General features: G+C 45.8%; 18 protein-coding genes and 1 tRNA gene. 16 read left to right on the top strand and 3 right to left on the bottom strand.

All coding sequences use genetic code 11. From position 1 onward, the window contains the following. Window positions 1-21 precede the first annotated feature (21 nt). From C9I43_RS11585 to C9I43_RS11555, 7 genes are all read left to right on the top strand, one after another. The gene (locus tag C9I43_RS11585) at window positions 22-603 is read left to right on the top strand and encodes a GNAT family N-acetyltransferase (RefSeq protein WP_107883547.1); all 582 of its coding nucleotides are present in this window, start codon (window positions 22-24) and stop codon (window positions 601-603) included. 159 nt (window positions 604-762) lie between these two features. Beyond that, complete coding sequence (locus C9I43_RS11580) at window positions 763-1,572, top strand: M48 family metallopeptidase (protein WP_107883546.1); 810 nt, start codon at window positions 763-765, stop codon at window positions 1,570-1,572. 216 nt (window positions 1,573-1,788) lie between these two features. Beyond that, entirely contained in the window at window positions 1,789-2,406 is a 618-nt protein-coding gene (bamJ, locus tag C9I43_RS11575; RefSeq protein ID WP_076496330.1) for a BamJ family beta-barrel-assembly machinery protein, read from the top strand. A 69-nt stretch (window positions 2,407-2,475) separates the two neighbouring features. After that, window positions 2,476-3,288, top strand: a complete 813-nt coding sequence (dapB, locus tag C9I43_RS11570) for a 4-hydroxy-tetrahydrodipicolinate reductase (RefSeq protein ID WP_076496331.1) — start codon at window positions 2,476-2,478, stop codon at window positions 3,286-3,288. Window positions 3,289-3,460: 172 nt separating this feature from the next. Then, window positions 3,461-4,621, top strand: a complete 1,161-nt coding sequence (gene carA / locus C9I43_RS11565; protein WP_107883545.1) for a glutamine-hydrolyzing carbamoyl-phosphate synthase small subunit — start codon at window positions 3,461-3,463, stop codon at window positions 4,619-4,621. 22 nt (window positions 4,622-4,643) lie between these two features. After that, window positions 4,644-7,868 carry a carbamoyl-phosphate synthase large subunit gene (gene carB, locus C9I43_RS11560; RefSeq protein ID WP_076496334.1) on the top strand — a complete coding sequence of 1,075 codons (3,225 nt, stop codon included), beginning with the start codon at window positions 4,644-4,646 and terminating at the stop codon, window positions 7,866-7,868. A 190-nt stretch (window positions 7,869-8,058) separates the two neighbouring features. Continuing rightward, window positions 8,059-8,796: an RluA family pseudouridine synthase gene (locus tag C9I43_RS11555; RefSeq protein WP_107883544.1), complete on the top strand. Its 738-nt coding sequence runs from the start codon at window positions 8,059-8,061 to the stop codon at window positions 8,794-8,796. Here the strand turns inward: C9I43_RS11555 and C9I43_RS19065 are convergent. Next, window positions 8,734-8,919, bottom strand: a complete 186-nt coding sequence (locus C9I43_RS19065) for a hypothetical protein (RefSeq protein ID WP_258192000.1) — start codon at window positions 8,917-8,919, stop codon at window positions 8,734-8,736. The two genes, C9I43_RS11555 and C9I43_RS19065, sit on opposite strands and share 63 nt — an antisense overlap. Before the next feature lie 300 nt (window positions 8,920-9,219). On the opposite strand from C9I43_RS19065, the gene C9I43_RS11550 reads away from it, so the two are divergent. Continuing rightward, complete coding sequence (locus tag C9I43_RS11550) at window positions 9,220-10,386, top strand: endonuclease/exonuclease/phosphatase family protein (protein WP_107884132.1); 1,167 nt, start codon at window positions 9,220-9,222, stop codon at window positions 10,384-10,386. Window positions 10,387-10,603: 217 nt separating this feature from the next. Next, complete coding sequence (locus C9I43_RS11545) at window positions 10,604-11,794, top strand: class I SAM-dependent rRNA methyltransferase (protein ID WP_076496339.1); 1,191 nt, start codon at window positions 10,604-10,606, stop codon at window positions 11,792-11,794. A gap of 124 nt (window positions 11,795-11,918) precedes the next feature. Here C9I43_RS11545 and rpiA read toward each other — a convergent pair whose 3' ends face one another. Continuing rightward, window positions 11,919-12,581, bottom strand: a complete 663-nt coding sequence (gene rpiA / locus C9I43_RS11540) for a ribose-5-phosphate isomerase RpiA (RefSeq protein WP_076496341.1) — start codon at window positions 12,579-12,581, stop codon at window positions 11,919-11,921. A 251-nt stretch (window positions 12,582-12,832) separates the two neighbouring features. On the opposite strand from rpiA, the gene C9I43_RS11535 reads away from it, so the two are divergent. From C9I43_RS11535 to C9I43_RS11525, 3 genes are all read left to right on the top strand, one after another. Next, window positions 12,833-13,768 (top strand): DUF808 domain-containing protein, encoded by a 936-nt coding sequence (locus tag C9I43_RS11535; RefSeq protein ID WP_107883543.1) that lies wholly within the window; start codon window positions 12,833-12,835, stop codon window positions 13,766-13,768. 48 nt (window positions 13,769-13,816) lie between these two features. After that, entirely contained in the window at window positions 13,817-14,761 is a 945-nt protein-coding gene (locus C9I43_RS11530; protein WP_107883542.1) for a 3'-5' exonuclease, read from the top strand. 126 nt (window positions 14,762-14,887) lie between these two features. Further along, window positions 14,888-15,802 (top strand): hypothetical protein, encoded by a 915-nt coding sequence (locus tag C9I43_RS11525; RefSeq protein WP_107883541.1) that lies wholly within the window; start codon window positions 14,888-14,890, stop codon window positions 15,800-15,802. 109 nt (window positions 15,803-15,911) lie between these two features. On the opposite strand, the gene C9I43_RS11520 is transcribed toward C9I43_RS11525, so the two are convergent. Further along, entirely contained in the window at window positions 15,912-16,250 is a 339-nt protein-coding gene (locus tag C9I43_RS11520; protein ID WP_107883540.1) for a PBPRA1643 family SWIM/SEC-C metal-binding motif protein, read from the bottom strand. A 337-nt stretch (window positions 16,251-16,587) separates the two neighbouring features. On the opposite strand from C9I43_RS11520, the gene C9I43_RS11515 reads away from it, so the two are divergent. From C9I43_RS11515 to C9I43_RS11500, 4 genes are all read left to right on the top strand, one after another. Next, window positions 16,588-16,664 (top strand) — tRNA-Trp (locus C9I43_RS11515). A gap of 224 nt (window positions 16,665-16,888) precedes the next feature. Beyond that, complete coding sequence (locus C9I43_RS11510; protein WP_107883539.1) at window positions 16,889-17,179, top strand: DUF2946 domain-containing protein; 291 nt, start codon at window positions 16,889-16,891, stop codon at window positions 17,177-17,179. A gap of 85 nt (window positions 17,180-17,264) precedes the next feature. Further along, window positions 17,265-19,424, top strand: coding sequence for a TonB-dependent siderophore receptor (locus tag C9I43_RS11505; protein WP_107884130.1), 2,160 nt, complete (start codon window positions 17,265-17,267; stop codon window positions 19,422-19,424). Then, window positions 19,414-20,685 carry an acetyltransferase domain-containing protein gene (locus C9I43_RS11500; protein WP_107883538.1) on the top strand — a complete coding sequence of 424 codons (1,272 nt, stop codon included), beginning with the start codon at window positions 19,414-19,416 and terminating at the stop codon, window positions 20,683-20,685. The genes C9I43_RS11505 and C9I43_RS11500 overlap by 11 nt, the downstream gene beginning before the upstream one ends. Window positions 20,686-20,758: the final 73 nt, after the last annotated feature.

Raw genomic sequence — 20,758 nt, 5'->3', positions numbered from 1 at the left:
GAAGCTGAAAGGAGTTAAGTGATGGCATCAACCTTAGGGTTAAGTAAAGCACTGCATAACATGGTGAATAACGGTTTAACGACTCAGCACTTTATGCTTCGACCATTTCAGCGAGCGGATCTTAAGGCTTTTGCTGCCTATCGCGCCGACCCTCAGGTTGCTAAATATCAAAGCTGGAGTGATTACAGCGATAGCGATGCTATAACCCTTTATGAAGGCATGGATTATACGCAATTTGGCGCCGCAGGAAATTGGTTTCAGTTAGCGATTGTCTCTACGGCGGGGGCCACTTTGACCAAGCTCGTTGGCGATCTGGCGCTACATTTTATCGATGAACAACAGGTTGAAATTGGCTTTACGATTGCGCCTGAGTATCAAGGTCAACATATCGCTTTTGAAGCCGTCAGCGCATTGCTGGATTACCTCTTTATTGAACTCGATAAACATCGGGTGATTGCCGTCACCGATACACAAAATCTTGCCAGCTGTCGTTTACTGGAAAAACTCCATTTTAGGCGCGAAGCCCATTATGTAAAAAACACCTTTTTTAAGGGCGCATGGGGCGATGAGTATCTTTATGCCATGTTAAAAAATGAGTATTAATTCCATACGGGCGATATCGGCGAAAAAGTATTAATAGTATGCGATGCCGCTAAGGATGGTTAATTGGCTTATCTCATCCATAGCAGTAAAATCTTGCGATAAGTTGCATCAATATGTTGCTCTCGCTTTCAAGCTCATAATGGATTTAAGGAGTTTTAGATGAAATCTATGCGTTTAGGCTTAGTGGCAGTGTCTGTCGTGCTCGGATTAACCGCTTGCATGAGTACCCAATCGCCAACGGGACGTGGGCAAACATTGCTCTATTCATCAGCACAAATGCAGCAGATGGGTGATGCTTCTTTTGAAGAAATGAAAAAGCAGCAAAAGGTGAGCAGTGATAAAAAGCTCACACAATATGTAAATTGTGTGGCTAATCGCGTCACGGCAGTGCTGCCGGATCAAACTCAGCGCTGGGATGTGGTGTTGTTTGACTCAGAACAAGTTAACGCCTTTGCACTGCCTGGTGGGCATATCGGCGTGTACACAGGATTGCTCAAGGTCGCTAATGGGCCCGATCAGCTTGCCACGGTATTAGGTCATGAAGTGGCGCACGTGTTGGCGCAACATGGTAACGAGCAGGTTTCTCGCGGGCAGTTAACGGGTGTGGGTATGCAAATTGCCGATGCAGCGCTTGGCGTGAGTGGGGTGGCAAATCGTGACTTATATATGTCAGCCTTAGGTCTTGGTACTCAGGTCGGAGTGATTTTACCCTTTGGCCGTGCGCAAGAGAGCGAAGCTGATGTCATGGGCTTAGAGTTGATGGCGCGGGCAGGCTTTGATCCGGCTCAGAGTGTGCTGTTATGGCAAAATATGTCAAAGGTGGGCGGTAGCCAAGGGCCCGAATTATTATCGACTCATCCATCAAACAGCCATCGCATCGAGCAGTTGCAACAGTTACAAGCGCAAATGCAGCCGTTATATGCCACTGCTAAAGCGCAGGTAAAGAATCAGTGCGTTGCCCCCAAATAAATGGGTCGTACGCTAATAGCAGTAAAGCTCTAGTGTTTGCTATTCCTTTGGTCGCATTGAGATAAAGGGCGGATGAGTTAAGTTTTTGGATAAATACGCATTAAGGAGCTAAAAAAGCCTCTTTAATTAAATAAGCAGTCAGTTTAACGGCATAGACGGCAGAACTATGATAAACTGGCGCGCAAAATTCCACTGAGCAATTGAGAGTCGTTAATTATGTCTGATAAATTCAGTACTGTTGAACAACAAGCAAGTTACGGTGTAGGCCGTCAAATGGGTGAGCAACTGGCCGCCAATTCTTTTGATGGTGTCGATATTTCTGCCGTTCAAGCTGGTTTAGCCGATGCGTTTGCTGGTTTAGAAAGCGCAGTGTCTATGCAAGATCTGCAAGTGGCTTTCACTGAAATCAGTGGTCGTATTCAAGCGGCTCAAGAGCTATCTGCAGCTGCTGCCACTGAAGAAGGTGATGCGTTTTTAGCTGAGAATGCTAAGCGTGATGGCGTAACTGTAACTGACTCTGGTCTGCAGTTTGAAGTATTAGTCCAAGGCGATGGCGCTAAGCCTACTTACGAAGACACAGTACGTACTCATTACCATGGTTCTTTCATTAATGGTGATGTGTTCGACAGCTCTGTGGTTCGTGGCCAACCCGCTGAGTTTCCAGTATCTGGCGTTATCGCTGGCTGGACCGAAGCACTGCAACTGATGCCTGTCGGTACCAAGTTAAAATTATTTGTGCCACATCACTTAGCTTATGGTGAGCGCGGCGCGGGGGCATCGATTCCTCCTTATTCAACTTTGGTATTCGAAGTTGAATTATTAGATATCATCTAGTACTGATAAAACGCCTAAGCCTGTCTTAGGCGTTTTCTTATGTAAGTCAAAAAGATTGAGGAAGTTGAAATGAGTGGACAAGTGAGAGTGGCAATCGTCGGTGCCGGTGGGCGTATGGGACGCACTCTTATTGAAGCGGCTTACCATCACGACCATATTATGCTGGGCGCTGCCATTGCGCGCGCGGGCTCAAGTTTGGTGGGCGTGGATGCGGGTGAGTTTGCTGGTGTGGGCAAATTACAGGTCATGATCATGGATTCGCTCGATGATGCGACCGATGATTTTGATGTGTTGATTGATTTCACTGCGCCAGAAGCCAGTATTGTCCATTTAGATTGGTGTGTGCGTCATCATAAAGCGATGGTGATCGGTACGACCGGTTTCAATCATGCTCAAAAAGAACAGATCAATGCCTTTGCCGAGCAAACGCCGGTAGTGATGGCGCCTAATATGTCAGTGGGTGTCAACCTGATGTGGAAGTTGCTCGAATTGGCTGCAGAAGTCATGGGCGATTACACCGATATCGAAATTATCGAAGGTCACCACAGATATAAAAAAGATGCGCCGTCGGGCACCGCCCTAAAAATGGGTGAAGTGATTGCTAATACCTTAGGTCGCGATCTTGAAAAATGTGCCGTATATGGCCGCGAAGGGATTACCGGTGAACGTGATCGCAATACTATAGGTTTTGCGACCATTCGTGCCGGAGATCTAGTCGGTGAACATACGGCGATGTTTGCCGATATCGGTGAGCGTTTAGAGATCACTCATAAGGCCTCGAGCCGGATGACCTTTGCTAACGGCGCGATACGCGCCGCCCACTGGTTAGTGGAGCAAAAGCCGGGCTTGTATGATATGCAGCAGGTTTTAGGTTTGCATTAACAAATATTAAAAACGCCTATATGGCGTTTTTTTTTGCACCCAGTTACCAACGGGTAGACGATGAGATGTTTTTGCTGTAAACTCGTCTGAATTTGTCAAAATTTCGTAAAAACGCGGAAATTGGTATCTTAACATAACATAAAAACACTATATTTCAGTGGCTTGGCTCTTTATGGAGGTCGCGTTGACAAAGTCTGCCTTACTCGTACTCGAAGATGGAACTGTATTCTCTGGCACAGCAATTGGTGCCGATGGTCTCAGTGTTGGTGAAGTTGTTTTTAACACTTCAATGACAGGATACCAAGAAATTTTAACTGATCCCTCCTACTCACGCCAGATTGTAACCTTAACTTACCCACACATAGGCAACACTGGTACTAATAATGAAGATATTGAATCCGATGGGGTTCACGCTTGTGGCCTTATCATTCGCGATCTTCCGCTCATTGCAAGTAGTTTCCGTAATCAACAATCCCTCAGCGATTATCTCAAAGCGAACAATGTTGTTGGCATAGCAGATATCGATACCCGCAAGTTAACGCGTATCCTTCGTGTAAAAGGAGCTCAAGCCGGTTGTATTATGGCGGGTGCTGACTTAGACGAAGCAAAAGCATTGGCTGCGGCGAAAGCCTTCCCAGGTTTAAAAGGTATGGATCTCGCTAAAGAAGTCACCACTAAAGCTGCCTATCCATGGCGCAAAGGTAGCTGGCGTTTAGTGGGCGGTTTACCAGAAGATACCCCAGCAAATGAGCTTAAATACAAAGTAGTGGCCTACGACTACGGCGTTAAACAAAACATTCTGCGTATGCTGGTTGATCGTGGTTGCGACGTCACCGTTGTGCCCGCTAAAACCTCAGCCGCCGACGTGCTGGCGATGAATCCCGATGGCGTGTTCTTATCGAACGGCCCAGGCGATCCAGAGCCATGCGATTATGCGATTGAAGCGATTCAACAAATACTCAAAACCGACATGCCAATTTTTGGTATTTGTTTAGGCCATCAACTGTTGGCTCTGGCCAGTGGCGCAAAAACCTTAAAGATGAAGTTTGGTCACCACGGTGCCAACCATCCAGTGAGCAATATTGAGCAAGGAACTGTGATGATCACTAGCCAAAACCACGGTTTTGCTGCTGATGAAACCACATTGCCTGCCAACATTAAGGTGACGCATAAGTCGTTATTTGATGGTTCACTACAAGGTATCCATCTGACCGACAAACCCGCGTTTAGCTTCCAAGGTCACCCTGAAGCAAGTCCAGGCCCGAACGATGCCGCCCCGCTGTTTGATCACTTTATTGAGTTGATAGAGCACTATCGTCAGACCGCTAAGTAGTCCCTAGGAGAAGAGAAGAACAATGCCAAAACGTACCGATATAAAAAGTATTCTTATCCTAGGCGCCGGCCCAATTGTGATTGGTCAGGCATGTGAATTTGACTATTCTGGCGCGCAGGCGTGTAAAGCGCTGCGTGAAGAAGGTTACCGCGTTATTCTGGTGAACTCTAACCCAGCCACCATTATGACTGATCCTGAAATGGCTGATGCAACCTATATCGAGCCGATTCAATGGGAAGTGGTTCGTAATATTATTGCTAAAGAGCGCCCCGATGCGATTTTGCCAACCATGGGCGGCCAGACTGCACTGAACTGTGCATTAGAGCTTGAAGCTAAAGGCGTACTCAAAGAATTTAACGTCGAGATGATTGGCGCAACAGCCGATGCTATCGATAAAGCTGAAGACCGGAGCCGCTTTGATAAAGCGATGAAAAGTATCGGTCTTGACTGTCCACGTGCGGGCATTGCCCACAACATGGAAGAAGCTTACGGCGTGCTCGATCAAGTCGGTTTTCCTTGTATTATCCGTCCCTCATTCACTATGGGTGGCTCGGGCGGCGGTATTGCCTACAACAAGGAAGAATTCGAGGAAATTTGTTCACAGGGTTTAGATTTATCACCTACCAATGAACTCTTAATCGATGAAAGCTTAATCGGTTGGAAAGAGTATGAAATGGAAGTGGTACGTGACCGCAATGATAACTGCATTATCGTTTGCGCTATCGAAAACTTTGATCCTATGGGCGTGCACACCGGTGACTCAATTACTGTAGCGCCAGCGCAAACCCTGACGGATAAAGAATACCAAATCATGCGTAATGCCTCTATGGCCGTACTGCGTGAAATTGGAGTGGAAACGGGCGGTTCAAACGTACAGTTTGGTATCAATCCGCTAGATGGCCGTATGGTTATCATCGAGATGAATCCACGGGTATCGCGCTCATCTGCATTGGCATCAAAAGCAACCGGTTTCCCGATTGCGAAAATCGCGGCAAAATTAGCGATAGGTTACACCCTTGATGAGCTGATGAACGATATCACAGGTGGTCGCACACCAGCCTCATTCGAGCCTGCTATCGATTATGTTGTGACTAAAGTGCCACGTTTCAACTTTGAAAAGTTTGCTGGCGCTAATGATCGCTTAACCACACAGATGAAATCTGTCGGTGAAGTGATGGCAATTGGCCGTACTTTCCAAGAGTCACTGCAAAAAGCGCTGCGCGGCTTAGAAGTGAGCCGTAACGGTTTAGACCCTATTACGGATATGTCTAAGCCTGAAGCGATGCAACTAATTCGCCATGAGCTGAAAGAGCCTGGTTGTGACCGTATTTGGTACATTGCCGATGCGATGCGTGCAGGTTTGAGCCTAGATGAAATCTTTAAGCTGACCAATATCGACCCTTGGTTCCTTGTGCAAATTGAAGAACTTATCCAGCTTGAAGGCGTCGTTGCCGATGCGGGTCTAGCGGGTTTAGATTACGATTTACTGCGTAAGCTTAAGCGTAAAGGTTTTGCTGATGCGCGTTTAGCCGATGTATTAGGCGTGAACGAAGCCGAAATACGTAAGCTGCGTGACAAGTTTGACCTGCACCCAGTGTACAAACGTGTCGACACCTGCGCGGCTGAATTCGCCACCGATACCGCTTACATGTACTCCACGTACGAAGAAGAATGTGAAGCCAACCCATCGACCCGTGACAAAATCATGGTGTTAGGTGGCGGGCCAAACCGTATCGGGCAAGGTATTGAGTTCGATTACTGTTGTGTACACGCGGCATTAGCGTTACGTGAAGACGGTTACGAAACCATTATGGTGAACTGTAACCCTGAAACCGTTTCGACTGACTACGATACGTCAGACCGCTTGTACTTTGAGCCTGTGACACTGGAAGACGTGTTAGCCATTGTGCGTATCGAGAAGCCAAAGGGCGTTATCGTGCAGTACGGCGGCCAAACGCCACTGAAACTGGCGCGTGCCTTAGAAGCGGCTGGCGTACCCATTATTGGTACTAGCCCTGACGCGATTGATCGCGCTGAAGACCGTGAGCGTTTCCAGCAAGCTATCCAGCGTTTAGAAATGAAGCAACCAGAGAATCAAACGGTGACTACCGTTGAAGGCGCTGTGATTGCCGCTGAACGTATTGGTTATCCATTAGTGGTGCGTCCGTCCTATGTATTGGGTGGCCGTGCGATGGAAATCGTTTACGATAAGCAAGATTTACTGCGTTATTTTAACGAAGCGGTGAGCGTGTCTAACGCATCTCCGGTGCTACTTGACCGTTTCTTAGATGATGCGATTGAAGTAGATATCGATGCCATTTGCGACGGTGAAACCGTGGTGATTGGCGCGATTATGGAGCATATCGAGCAAGCAGGGGTGCACTCTGGTGACTCTGGTTGTTCTTTACCTGCATACACGTTAAGCCAAGAAATCCAAGATCGTATGCGTGTTCAGGTCAGCAAGCTGGCAATGGAACTCGGTGTTATTGGCTTGATGAACGTGCAGTTTGCCGTGAAAGATAACGAAATCTATATGATTGAAGTTAACCCACGTGCTGCCCGTACCGTACCCTTTGTGTCGAAAGCCACCGGTGTACCGTTAGCTAAGATTGCTGCGCGAGTCATGGCTGGCCAGAGCTTGAAATCGCAAAACTTCACCCAAGAAGTTATCCCACCTTTCTATTCAGTGAAAGAAGTGGTGTTGCCATTTAACAAGTTCCCCGGTGTTGACCCCCTATTAGGCCCAGAAATGCGCTCAACGGGTGAAGTGATGGGCGTGGGCGATACCTTTGCCGAAGCCTATGCTAAGGCGCAGTTAGGTGCGACGTCAGAGGTGCCGAAATCTGGCCGTGCATTATTATCTGTGCGTAATAGCGATAAGAAACGTGTTGCTGATTTAGCGGCTAAGTTAATTGAGCTCGGTTACCAAATCGATGCGACCCATGGTACTGCAATCATTCTAGGTGAAGCGGGTATTAATCCGCGCCTAGTGAACAAGGTACACGAAGGTCGCCCACACATTCTCGATCGCATCAAGAATGGTGAATATACTTATATCGTTAACACCACAGAAGGTCGCCAAGCGATTGAAGATTCTCGTCAATTGCGCCGCGGAGCACTGCGTTACAAAGTAAATTACACTACGACAATTAACGGCGCATTTGCCACCTGTATGGCCCATACAGCTGATGACCGTAGTAACGTTATTTCACTACAAGAATTACACCAGCGTATTTTGGCTAAATAAGCTAATGCTCTGATGTACAATGTTAAGGCCGCATAGCTTAGGTTATGCGGCCTTATTATTTAATCTGCAATCTGCAATCTGCAATCTGCAATCTGTAATCTGTAATCTGTAATCTGTAATCTGCAATCTGCAATCTGTTTTGTGTTTAGTCTATTCACTTATTTATCTTACTTATTTTTCGAGAGTTGTTATGCCTTCGCCAGCCGATAGCCTTGCCAAAGTTGATACCTTTATTGCACCGCCTTGCCTTGGTGAAATCCGTGTTCTCTATCAAGACAGCGATATTTTACTGATTGATAAGCCCAGTGGTCTATTAAGTTTGTCAGGTAAAAATCCGCTTAACATTGATTCAGTACATTATCGTTTAGTGCAGGATTTTCCGACGGCCACCTTGCTGCACAGACTCGATTTTGGCACTTCGGGCATCATGCTGGTGGCACTGAATAAAGCCGTAAATGGCATGCTAACAAAGCAATTTCAGGCACGTACCATTGAGAAGCGCTATACCGCCTTGCTCCACGGGCATTTAGTCGATGACAGCGGGGTGATTAACCTGCCGATAGCTAAAGATGTGGAACATTTTCCGCTACAAAAAATTTGCCATAGCACTGGCAAGCCTGCCATCAGTCAGTATCGGGTATTAGAGCGTCTTAGTGATCCCTTTGCGACGCGGGTAGAATTTACGCCTGTGTCGGGGCGCACCCATCAACTGCGTATTCATAGCCAGCAATTTGGACATTCGATTTTAGGTTGCGATCTGTATGGTGGCGTTGGCGCACTTGAAATCAATCGAGCCAATACATTGATATCTGACACACTTATACCAGATGCTCATGCTGAGCGTTTAATGTTGCATGCCACGCGTTTAGCTTTTTTGCATCCGGTTACGGGCGAAGCCATCGACTGGTTGTGTGATGCTCCTTTTTAAGCTTGTACGAGTAATACCAGTCGTATTAACTATCTGTTCATTCAGCGGGAGTTCAACGCGCTTTAGACAAGGCGAAGGATTGAAGACATAGTGGTGCTCTGTAAAAAGCCTTAAACGCAGTATAAAGCGCGTTGAAACCCGCCCTTTGGGAGCCTCACAGGCATCCCACTCCCGTGTTGCATTGACTTAAAAGGGAATAACCATTTCTGCGTCAATGCGCCTCGGATTGAAATACCTGTGAGGCTCTGAACTGATTAGATAGTTAATGTGACTGGTATAATGTAAACGATTGGGTTTTCGTTGCGATAGTTTACGATGGCAGTATTTTACTGATTGTTATTTGAGGAGCCGACTATGTCGACTAAAGTTACGGCAGAAGGCGTTACCGAGCGGCCGACTGAGCTCGCATCATCCCATGGCGCAATGCTCGAGGCTCAGGCAAGCAGCGTGCTAAGCCACAGCACCGCCATCAATAGCACTCCAATCAGTAACATTAAGATTGCCAGCATTAACTTGTTTAACTTTATTGAGCCGCCTTTGGCGTACTACGATTTTGAAAATATCTATAGTCACGGTCAGTGGCAAAAAAAGTGCCAATGGCTGAGTGAGTTTTTAGCGCACCGTCAACCCGATATCATAGGGTTTCAAGAAGTCTTTAGCCCTGAACCACTAAAGCGTATCGCCAGTGAGCAAGGCCTAGTGCATTTTGCCGTAATTGATGAGCCAACGCTGGTCAGTGATTACATTTATCGCAGCCCTGTGGTCGCGCTGGCATCACGTTATCCCATTATTGAGGTGAGCAGTGTTGAGCCAGACTCGCGCTTAGTGGCGGCGATGGGATTGTCGAGTGAATTTGCTTTTAGTCGTAAGGTGCTGCGCGCAACGGTTGAAATGCCGTATATCGGTAAGTGTGACTATTATGTGGTGCACTTTAAGTCTAAGCGCGCAGGGCTTGCGCTCGAATCGAAACCTCTAGGGCAAGATGAGGGGGTAGGCAGCGCCTCTTGTATAAAACTGCATGCTGAAACCCAATTACTCACCGAGCAAGCCTTAGGTCGCTGGGCGTCAACAATGCAGCGCGGCGCAGAAGCGGCATTACTATTTAATGGCATATTAGTACGTAGGCAAACGTCTAAGTATCCCGTCATCGTGATGGGCGATTTTAATGACAGTCTCTCGATGGGCGCCTTAGATGCATTAACAATACAGGGCGATAGTATCCACAGCGGCGATATTAAGGCCGCAGGATTAGGACATTTGTCTGACGCCGCACTGGCCGGCATATTCGCTCAATACCAGTTACAAGATGCTTACGAATTATTTGTTGAGGCGAATTTAAGGGATAATTTGCACAGTAATACGGCTTATTATAAAGAGCGCAGGCCAGCGACGCATTACTATGGTCCTAAAGGCTCGGTGCTGGATTACATTTTATTATCGAGTGAGTTTGATGCCAGCCATGGCCGCAGCTTAGCTCAAGTCGTGGATTATCAAACCTGTGATAGGCACTTAGTTAGGCCTGAGTATGAGCGTGATGCTTACAGTACGGATCATGCACCTGTAGTCGTCTCTCTCGCACTTCGTCGATAAATTATCCTAATGCTGGGCATTATTATGGCTATTTATTAAGTGGTTCACGCTTAGGTTGTGGCGCTAATTAGGCGCTAGCGCGCACAGTCGATGACATTGGCCAATTCTAGCGTTTAAATCGAAACAGGTAGAATAATCGCGCTGGGGCACGCTAGTTTCTCGCAATCAGGCCTTTTTGGGTATATTATCGCTGTCCTATTTTTTAGAAGGCGACATCATGGCTATCCGAATCAAACTTCACCCCGGGCGCGAAAAGTCGCTCGAACGCCGCCATCCTTGGGTATTTTCCAATGCTATTCATAATATTAAGGGAAAACCTCAAGCGGGTGAAACCGTCGATGTGGTTGCCCATGATGGTCATTGGTTAGGTCGTGGTGCTTGGTCGGGCGAATCACAAATTCAAGTACGGATTTGGACATTCGATCGCGAAGAAGAAATTGATCGCGATTTTTTTGCTAGACGTTTGCAACGTGCTCAAGCAGGACGTAATGATCTCATTCGTGAGCAAGGCTTAACCGGTTATCGTTTAGTGGCCGCTGAATCCGATGGTTTACCTGGAATTACCATTGATAGATATGACAATGTGTTCGTTTGCCAGCTATTAAGCACGGGTGCTGAGCTTTGGCGTGATACGTTAGTCGAGTTATTGGCCGAGCAATACCCAGGTTGTGCCATTTACGAGCGCTCAGACGTAGATTCTCGCAAAAAAGAAGGCCTGCTGCCCGTTACTGGTTTATTACACGGCACCCTACCTGAAATGCCGGTAATCATTGAAGAAAATGGCATTAAGATTGCGGTTGATGTGATTAAAGGTCATAAAACCGGTTTCTATCTTGATCAACGAGATAACCGCGCTATTGCTGCCCGTTTTGTTAAGGGCAAATCGGTATTGAACTGTTTTTGCTACACAGGCACCTTTGGTGTGTATGCGGCTAAAGCCGGTGCTGCGAGTATTGAAAACGTCGATGTGTCTTCTCTAGCGCTAGCAAATGCTCGCTATAATATGCAAATTAACGGCTTGAGCGATGACAATGTGCATTACAACGAAGCCGATGTGTTTAAGTTGCTGCGCCAATACCGTGATGAAGGCAAAACCTTTGATGTGATTGTGCTCGACCCACCTAAGTTTGCCGATAATAAAGCACAACTGAACGGAGCTTGCCGCGGTTATAAAGACATCAACATGATTGCATTGCAGTTGTTGAATCCGGGCGGGGTGTTATTGACCTTCTCTTGCTCAGGGTTAATGCCTGCGGATCTATTCCAAAAAATCGTGGCTGATGCCGCGTTGGATGCGAAACGTGAAATCCAGTTTATCGAACGCTTAAGTCAGGCAAGCGATCATCCTATTGGTAGCGCCTTCCCTGAAGGATTCTATTTAAAAGGTTTAGTCGCTAGAGCTTGGTAGCCTAAATTTTTATAGGCCTTAGATTTAAAAATTGAACCATAAAAAAATGCCAGCCTCTTGTATAAAGTGGCTGGCATTTTTACATCAATGCCTTATGGCTGTGATGCAATAATTAAAGCTGAACTTATTTGGCAGTAAAAGTTTTTACGCCATCAGGCGTACCCACTAACAACACATCGGCGCCACGATTGGCGAACAGACCGTTAGTTACTACACCAACTATCTGATTTATCTGCTTTTCTAATTCCTTAGGATTAAGAATTTTCATGTTGTAAACGTCGAGGATAATGTTGCCGTTATCAGTCACCACACCTTCACGATACACAGGATCACCACCAAGCTTAACAAGCTGGCGCGCCACGTAAGAGCGAGCCATAGGAATGACTTCAATCGGCAGTGGGAACTCACCTAAAATGTCGACTTGCTTAGTGTTATCAACAATACAGATAAACTTTTCAGCCACAGCAGAAACAATTTTCTCGCGTGTTAATGCAGCGCCGCCGCCTTTGATCATATCCATATGGTCGTTGATTTCATCAGCACCATCCACATAGACAGATAAACGATCAACGCTGTTTAAGTCGTAAACAGGAATACCCAGCGCTTTCATTTTCTGTGTTGATGCCTCAGAACTTGAGACAGCACCTTCGATATCGGCTTTCATGGTCGCTAATGCATCAATAAAGTGATTCACGGTCGAACCCGTACCAACACCAACAATACTGTCTTTTTCAACGTACTTGAGTGCGGCCCAAGCGGCTGCTTTTTTCATTTCATCTTGAGTCATGTTGACATCCTGTAACGGCAAATGAGTAAAAAATTCTACGCCTTAGTATACGCTTTTTCGACAACAATGCGCCGTAATTACATTGCTGATGTGATCTTGCTTACGCGCTTTTTGATAAGCGAAAGGAGTACCGATAATCTAAGTAACTTAGGCAGTTAAGTTAGAAAGCATTTCGCTATACGTCATTAATCTAACTAAGCTACTATGGCAAAAGTAGAATGATTTATCGATGATGCATAGAGGGATTTACTATGGCAGGCGCGAGTTTATTAACCTTACTTGACGATATCGCATCGATTTTAGATGACGTAGCATTAATGAGTAAAATGGCGGCAAAGAAAACTGCGGGAGTGCTTGGGGATGATTTAGCCCTTAATGCACAGCAAGTCACCGGCGTCAGCGCCGAGCGCGAATTGCCGGTAGTTTGGGCTGTGGCTAAGGGATCGTTTCGTAATAAATGTATTTTAGTACCCGCAGCCATGTTGATTAGTGCTTTTATTCCTTGGGCTGTCACGCCGCTATTAATGTTCGGCGGGCTGTTCTTGTGTTTCGAAGGATTCGAGAAACTGCATCACAGCTATAGCCACAAAAAAGGTCAGCAACACAGCGAAACACAACAAAGCAATGAACTACCCGACATCAAAGATTTAGCCGCCTACGAGGCTGAAAAAGTCAAAGGTGCGATTCGTACCGACTTTGTATTATCCGCTGAGATTATCGCCATTACTTTAGGCATAGTGGCGGACAAATCTCTATCAACGCAGTTTTTTACCTTAGCGGTGATTGGCATCATTATGACTATTGGCGTGTATGGTTTAGTGGCAGCAATTGTCAAAATGGACGATGCAGGCTTGTATCTGAGCCAACGTCAAGGCGACTCAGCATTAACGCAAATAAACCGTAAACTGGGCTTAGGCCTATTGAGTGCAGCGCCTTTATTGATGAAAAGTTTAACCGTTATTGGCACTGCGGCCATGTTTATGGTGGGTGGCGGTATTTTAACCCACGGTTTGCACTCGGTGGCTGAGCAAATTCAGCACGCTGAGCAAGTAGTCGCAACGATTGATATTGTAGGGCCAGTGCTTGCCCTGCTGACACCCACTGTGCTCAATGGCTTATTTGGTGTACTCGCTGGCGCTGTAGCACTCGCGGTGATGAGTGGCTTACAGAAACTCCGCAGCAAGTGAGGTGCGCGTATTGGTAATTAGGGATTAGCTGAACAAGGAAGGGCGACGATGAAGTTAATGAGGCACTGTATTTCTTCAAGTAAGCTGGCATGGTTACGTAAAGAATTTGGTAAAGATACTGACGGGCTGATTGCGGCAATGGATGCGGCAGGCACTGCTTATCTGGATAAGCTTAATACTTCGGCAGAATCAATAGAAGATGAAACGTTAGAAACTCAGAAGGGTATAGCAAAGACTACAAGCAGTGTTAACGTTAACCCACAGCTGCAAGCGCAGCGTAAGTTAGCCTATTTATGGTTGCAACAGCGTATTGCTTTAACCACTCGTATCGATGATGCAGAGCTTGTGGCATTAGCGGACTTTGAATTGCAACATATCCACATTGAAGTGGTGCAGCCATCGGGGTTCGATGCAGTTGTTGCGCGATTACAGGCTGAGCAAATCTTGGGTTTTGATACTGAAACCCGCGCTAGCTTTGAGCGTGGTGTGCAATATCCTTTAAGCCTTATCCAAATCGCCACAATGGATGCTTGTTATTTATTTCAACATGCCATTTTAGGTCAACAATTCACTCAGTTAAAAACCGTATTGGAAGATGAAAACATACTCAAAGTCGGAATTGGTTTACGCAGTGATTCGCAAGCATTCAAGCGGCAATGGGGTATCAGTGTTGCTTCAACGTTAGATTTAAACTGGGCATTGGCGCAACTTGGTGCGGAGAAAGAAATGGGAACGCGGCAGCTGGTGGCGACTCTGCTTGGGAGGCGTATCGATAAGCCGAAAAAAATGACCCTATCGAATTGGCAGCATGTACCTTTATCTGGCGCGCAAATCGATTATGCCGCCGCCGATGCCTTAGCGGCACTCCTGTGTTTCAATGCGTTAATCACTCAGCTGACACCCTTTTATCATGCCGCTAGCGGTACAAATACCGCGCCGTTAATTCCTTCAAACTTGATGATACTATTGGCGAAATATATTAAAAATGTGTAATCAGGTGCAGGCCAAAAGTACGATTAACGTTGAAATAACGCCGTAGCAATCAGATATTTGCACTTAGGTTTGTTTATCAGTTTGAACGCTGTGTTACTTGGTAAAATCGCTAAAAAGGAAAACGGGATGTTAGATGCTATTTGTGAGCTCGAAACTGAGGAACATTTAACAGCGAGAACCACTTACAGTGTTTTTAAGTTTCAACAATTGCCCGATGATGATATCGAACGTTTACGGCAATGGCTAATTTGCCCTGCGTGTGGTGGTAAAGCGTATTTTCGTAAAGCGTCAAAAGATGGCAAAGCCGCTTGTTTTGGCTCGCGCTATCACCAAGCCGACTGCATTGAATTTAAACCCTCGGCGCAAAAATCCCGCGAGGAGCAAGATGCCATCGAAGTGCATCAGCAGTTGGTGGACGCCGATGCTTTAATGATTGATTTTAGTCGCAAGCCCCGCCGTCATTCTGTGGCAAACAAAGCCGCACCAACGTCTAAGTCATCTTCTATATCTAAGTCATCACAAGTATCAGTTGCATTGCCAGCGGGCGCTCAAGTGCAAGAGTCGAGAACAGACTATCAAGTTAACACTGCGGCACACACAACCGAAAAACGTTTGGCAAGCCAAGGGCTTGAAAAGTTACTGCACAGTTTATTACGAGGCACTGACTTGGCGAAATCTAACCTTTGGGTATATACCGATAGCGAACGTAAATATCGTTGGCGGGCGAAGAATTTATTCGTGAATTTTGCCGATGCTGATCCGCTCGATAACAAACCTCACCTATATTGGGGCACAATATCCCATACAGACAAGGCCATGGACTGGCTTAATCCTGCTGACAGTAAAGATATCGGTATTCCTATCGATGGGATAAAACAGCCTTTATGGGCACAATTTGAAATAGAAGATAAACGCTGCCTTGAAGGTGCGGGTTTGATTTTATTTGGAAAATGTTTTTGGAATAAAGACAAGACCCGCAAAATTATTCAGCTATGGAATAATGACTTGCAGCGAATTTTTATCTCGAAACTGGAAGATTAGCTTTGGGCTGGAACTAAAATGCGGGCGAAAAAGGGGCTATTCCCGACGCACAAAACGTCACAGTAAAAGTCCCTATCTATTTTATTACTCATAACGCTGATTAAAGTGTTTACTTGCCGCAGCACTTCTTGAATTTTTGACCGCTACCACAAGCGCAAGGCTCGTTACGGTTTGGTTTTTTCTCAACCGTCATCGCTTTAGGCTTATTCAGTAATCCTTCTAACTCAAGGATATCTTCAGCAACGTCGGCATTGACTTCGATATTAGCAAACAGTTGGTGCTCGGCAACCAGAGCGGCGACTTCGAGTTTACGCGCTTCATCGGTAACGATTAATTGTAGAGGTAAGGCTTCAGTACCCGGTTTAGCGGCACGCTTAGTGTTGTAGCCAAAGCTCTCGTGTTTTGGTTTAGGTGTTTTACGACCTTTGAAGAAAAATTTATCAGACATGATGGTTCCGTCGAGCAGTGTATGAAATTGATGATGCTTATACTATAAAACGTCGATGTTATAAATCGAACTCAGCATTTTTTTCGATAAATACGCATCTTTAGCCACTAAATAGACGAAGAAGACCTTATTTGAACAATCGATTGAGATAAAACACGATCGTTAACTGTCGCTACCACTGAGATATTGCATACTTTAAATGACGGCTTTTTAATCTCAATGGCAGTAAAATCAACAGTCATGGCCGGACTTGTTTGAAAAACCTGCAGTTAATGAGTTTTGTCTTAAAAAGTACTTTACCTTTGGAAGTGATTTTTGCATAATGCGTCTCGTCAACAGGGGTGTAGCTCCAATTGGTAGAGCGGCGGTCTCCAAAACCGCATGTTGTGAGTTCGAGTCTCCCCACCCCTGCCAAATAAAACAACGGCTTGCATAGAAATATGCGAGCCGTTTTATTTTATCTGCTATTTAGCTTTAATATATTCTGCACTATTCCTATTAATCGTAGTTATCAGCTTATCTCACAACCCATTGATACCTCTTGTAACATTTAAGCCCTACGGCTTAGGTAAATCGGTTTGCAACTTTAGTTATGCTTAACATACAATCGTCAGCCAAATTATTTGAGGAAGTATGGTTTGAATAGTGTGATGCAAACAAGACGCACCCTAGCGATATGGCTTGCCGCCATGTTGGTGCTATTGTCTGTGGCCATTGCTGTTCACAGTATTTCCCATGTTCATGAAGACCCTAAGTCCCATTGTTCACTGTGCTTGCATCAGCACCAGTTGCAAGATGCGATAACCAGTACTTCCTTTTATTTTCCACTGGCTCAGCAGAGTTATATCTCGGTTGAGTTCCAAGCTATTTCCTTTAAGCGACCTTTTAGTCGTTTCTTCAATAGTCGCGCTCCGCCCATAACAGCATAAGTTACTGTTTATTCAATTTATGTTAATTAACTTTGAGCGCCTTGGCTTAGCTAAGGCGTCGATGCTGTTTATTTTCGGAGTGAAAATGACCTCTTTTTATATTCCCAAGCGCGCTGCGCTTTTGTTGGGCGCTTTGTTTGCGCTCAATCCTATCTTAATGCTGTTGGCCTCAGAGAGCAGTCAATCGAGTGATCTAGCTCTTAATGCAGCTAGTGATACAGACATTGAACGTCTAAGTATCCACTACCGCCAAGCGTACCATGGCAATGTATCCTCAACTGAGCTTCCCCAAGCGATAAGTGTGTTAGACGAGCAACTGATAAAAGATGCGGGGCTGACGCGGTTTCAGGATGTACTGGATTATTCCGCCAGTGTGGCGCGGCAAAACAATGGCGGCGGTTTATGGGATAGCTTTTCCCTGCGCGGTTTTCCGGGCAACGAAAACATGCCATCGGGCTATTTAATCAATGGCTTTAATGGTGGCCGAGGTTTTAGTGGACATAGGGATTTATCGAATGTGGCCTATGTTGAGATTTTAAAAGGCCCAGGTTCGGCGCTTTATGGCCGCTCTGAGCCCGGCGGTACAGTCAATATTGTGACTAAGAAACCTCAATATCAAACTAGCGGTTATTTAAAGGCATCGGCAGGAAGTTTCGATCAATATCGTTTAGAAGGGGATGTGACTTCAGGTTTGACCGATAACTTGGCATTTCGGATTAATGGCGCGTGGCAGGAATACGATAGTTTTCGCGATTATGTGTTCAGCGATAAAAAAATTATCACGCCGTCAGTGCGTTGGCAGATTTCCGATAAAGCTTCGTTACTTTATGAAATGGAATACCTCAAGCAAGAACAGTTATTCGATCGCGGCATTATTGTGCTCAACAACGATATCAATACTGTGCCACGCTCGCGTTATTTAGGTGAGCCCAATGATGGCGCAACTGTGGTCAATGCCACTGGGCACCAGTTGACCTATGACTATGCATTAAATGATGATTGGTCATTAACCGCGGGCTACAACTATCGCGATTCTAGCTTGAAGGGCTATTCGTCCGATGCTGAGTTGGCAAAGGTGCGGCAATCACTATTTGATGATGGTCGCACGCTTACCAGACAGCACAGATACCGAGATTATGCATCCGAGGATAATTCACTGCGTCTAGAGTTAAGTGGTCATGTGGATACTGGCTTTATTCGCCACAATTTGCTGCTCGGCGCCGATACCTATCACTACAGTTTAAAGACAGGCTTGTATCGCTATCGCGGCCAAAAGGGCGAATACGCTATCGATATTTATGCGCCGCAATATGGCGGACCTCAGCCTGAGGTGAGTTTACTTTATGAGAATAATGAAACCCAAAAGGCGTGGGGTACATACCTGCAAGATCAAATGGATCTCACTGAAAAGTGGAAATTGCACTTAGGGTTAAGGTTTGATCGCTATCAGCAAGATATTAGTGAAGTTGTAAAAAATACCCTATCAGAGCAAGCCGATAGTAGGGTTAGTCCTAAAGTCGGTCTGGTGTATTTATGGTCCGATGCCTTAAGTTTCTATAGTTCTTACTCTGAAGGTTTTTTGCCGCTTTCGGGAACCGATTTTGCGGGGCAGCCCTTCGAAGCCGAAGAGAGCAAGTCGGTTGAACTAGGCATGAAGTTTCATCGTACTTGGCTAAATGATCTGGCTGTGAATGGCAGCTTGGCGGTGTTCGATGCGCAAAAGAGCAATATTTTGACCTCAGATCCGCTTAATGTTGGTTTCTCTGCCACTTTGGGTAAAGCAAAAAGCAGCGGCGTTGAACTCGATTTAGCCGCCGAGCTGACGGAGGCTTTGCAAGCCAAATTATCCTACGCCTACCTTAATACTCGCACCGCTAATGACAGCTTGAATCCCGACTGGGGCGTGCTTATTCCTGCGGGAAGTCCACTGGTTAATGTGCCAAAACATACTGCGAGTGTAATCCTGAAGCAGGATTTGAATGCATTTTCTATTGATGGGAATGCAGGGTTTAGCTGGCGTTATGTGGATTCACGTCTTGGTGATTCTGCCGATCCGAGTTTCCAATTACCGTCCTATCAGTTGCTTGGGGTGTTTATGAATACGCACCTGAGCGATAACTTCATCCTTGGTGTCAATCTGGACAACTTATTGGATGAGCATTATATCGCCAGCAGTTACTCGGCGCTTTGGGCGGTGCCAGGTGAGCCACGTAACATCAGAGTGAGTATCAGCTATGAGTTCTAATATTAGTCGTTCTAAAAACCGTTCAAATATTAATACGGATCAAGCGTTGTCAGCCAATAAAATGGACAAAGAATCGACTCCAGCGATTAGCCATTCTCGTATTAAGAGTCGTATCAATAGTATCGATATGATGCGTGGCGCCGTAATGCTTATTATGTTGCTCGACCATGTGCGGGAACGATTTTTTCTGCATATGCAGGTGAGCGATCCTATGGATTTGACCACGACCTCTTGGGGACTTTTTCTAAGCCGTTTTGCTGCACACTTTTGTGCGCCAGTTTTTGTGTTTTTAACTGGGGTTTCTGCATGGCTTTATGCCAATAGGGGGCATGGACAGCCGCGTTCAGCGCGGGCGTTTTTAATTAAACGTGGCTTATTTTTAATCGCGCTAGAAATCTTAGTGATAAATATCTCTTGGATGGGCAACTACCACACGCTTTGGTTGCAGGTCATTTGGGTGATCGGCCTGAGCATGTTAACACTGGCGGCGCTGATAAATCTGCCTAGACCTTGGATGGCTGTTTTAGGGTTAGCGATTGTCTTTGGTCACAATCTATTGACGCCAATTGGTTTTCAGCCGAATGAGTGGGCTTACGGTCTGTGGACCATATTGCATGACCGCGGATATCTCGTTAGTGAAGGTGCGCTTAAGATCAAAGTGAGTTATCCGGCGCTGCCTTGGATGGGCGTGATTTTACTCGGCTATGTGGCAGGGCCCATTTTTAGTGACAAGCTTGATGCGTCGGCGCGTCAGCAAAAGCTGTTACTCTTGGGGGGTAGCTGTTTTGCACTTTTTGTATTGCTTAGGGGGTTTAATATTTATGGCGAAACCTTACCTTGGCAGGCTGGAGCTCACTTAGGTGAAACCTTAATGTCGATATTTAACTTAACGAAGTATCCGCCATCATTAAGCTTTTTACTGGTGACATTAGGTGGCATGTTCTTCTGCTTGGTGGCGTTTGAGCGGCACTTTACATCAGCGGGAGAAACAGATGGCAGATTGGCACGAGTTGGTCATGGATTGTCTGTGTTTGGTTCTGTCCCTATGTTCTTTTATATCTTACATTTGTACGTGCTGTTGCTGCTTTATACCTTAGCTAAGCTCACCTTTGGTGCTAACCATGGCGAGTTATTTGGGGTGAATAGTATGGGATGGATTGGGTTAATAGCCGGCGTGTTAATTATCGTACTGTATTACCCCGTTAAGCAGTTTAGTGAGTACAAAAAACACAGCACTCAGGCTTGGATTAAGTATTTGTAACAAAGCGTAGTGTGGTGCTTTAAACTAAAAAGTCGCCAAGCAGTTATGTTTGGCGACTTTTTTGTAAGTTAAA

This window comes from Shewanella morhuae (assembly GCF_003028295.1).
In the GTDB taxonomy this organism is placed as follows: domain Bacteria; phylum Pseudomonadota; class Gammaproteobacteria; order Enterobacterales; family Shewanellaceae; genus Shewanella; species Shewanella morhuae.
The sequence above is the reverse complement of the archived record's forward strand: the minus strand, read 5'-3'. Positions and strand labels throughout refer to the sequence as shown.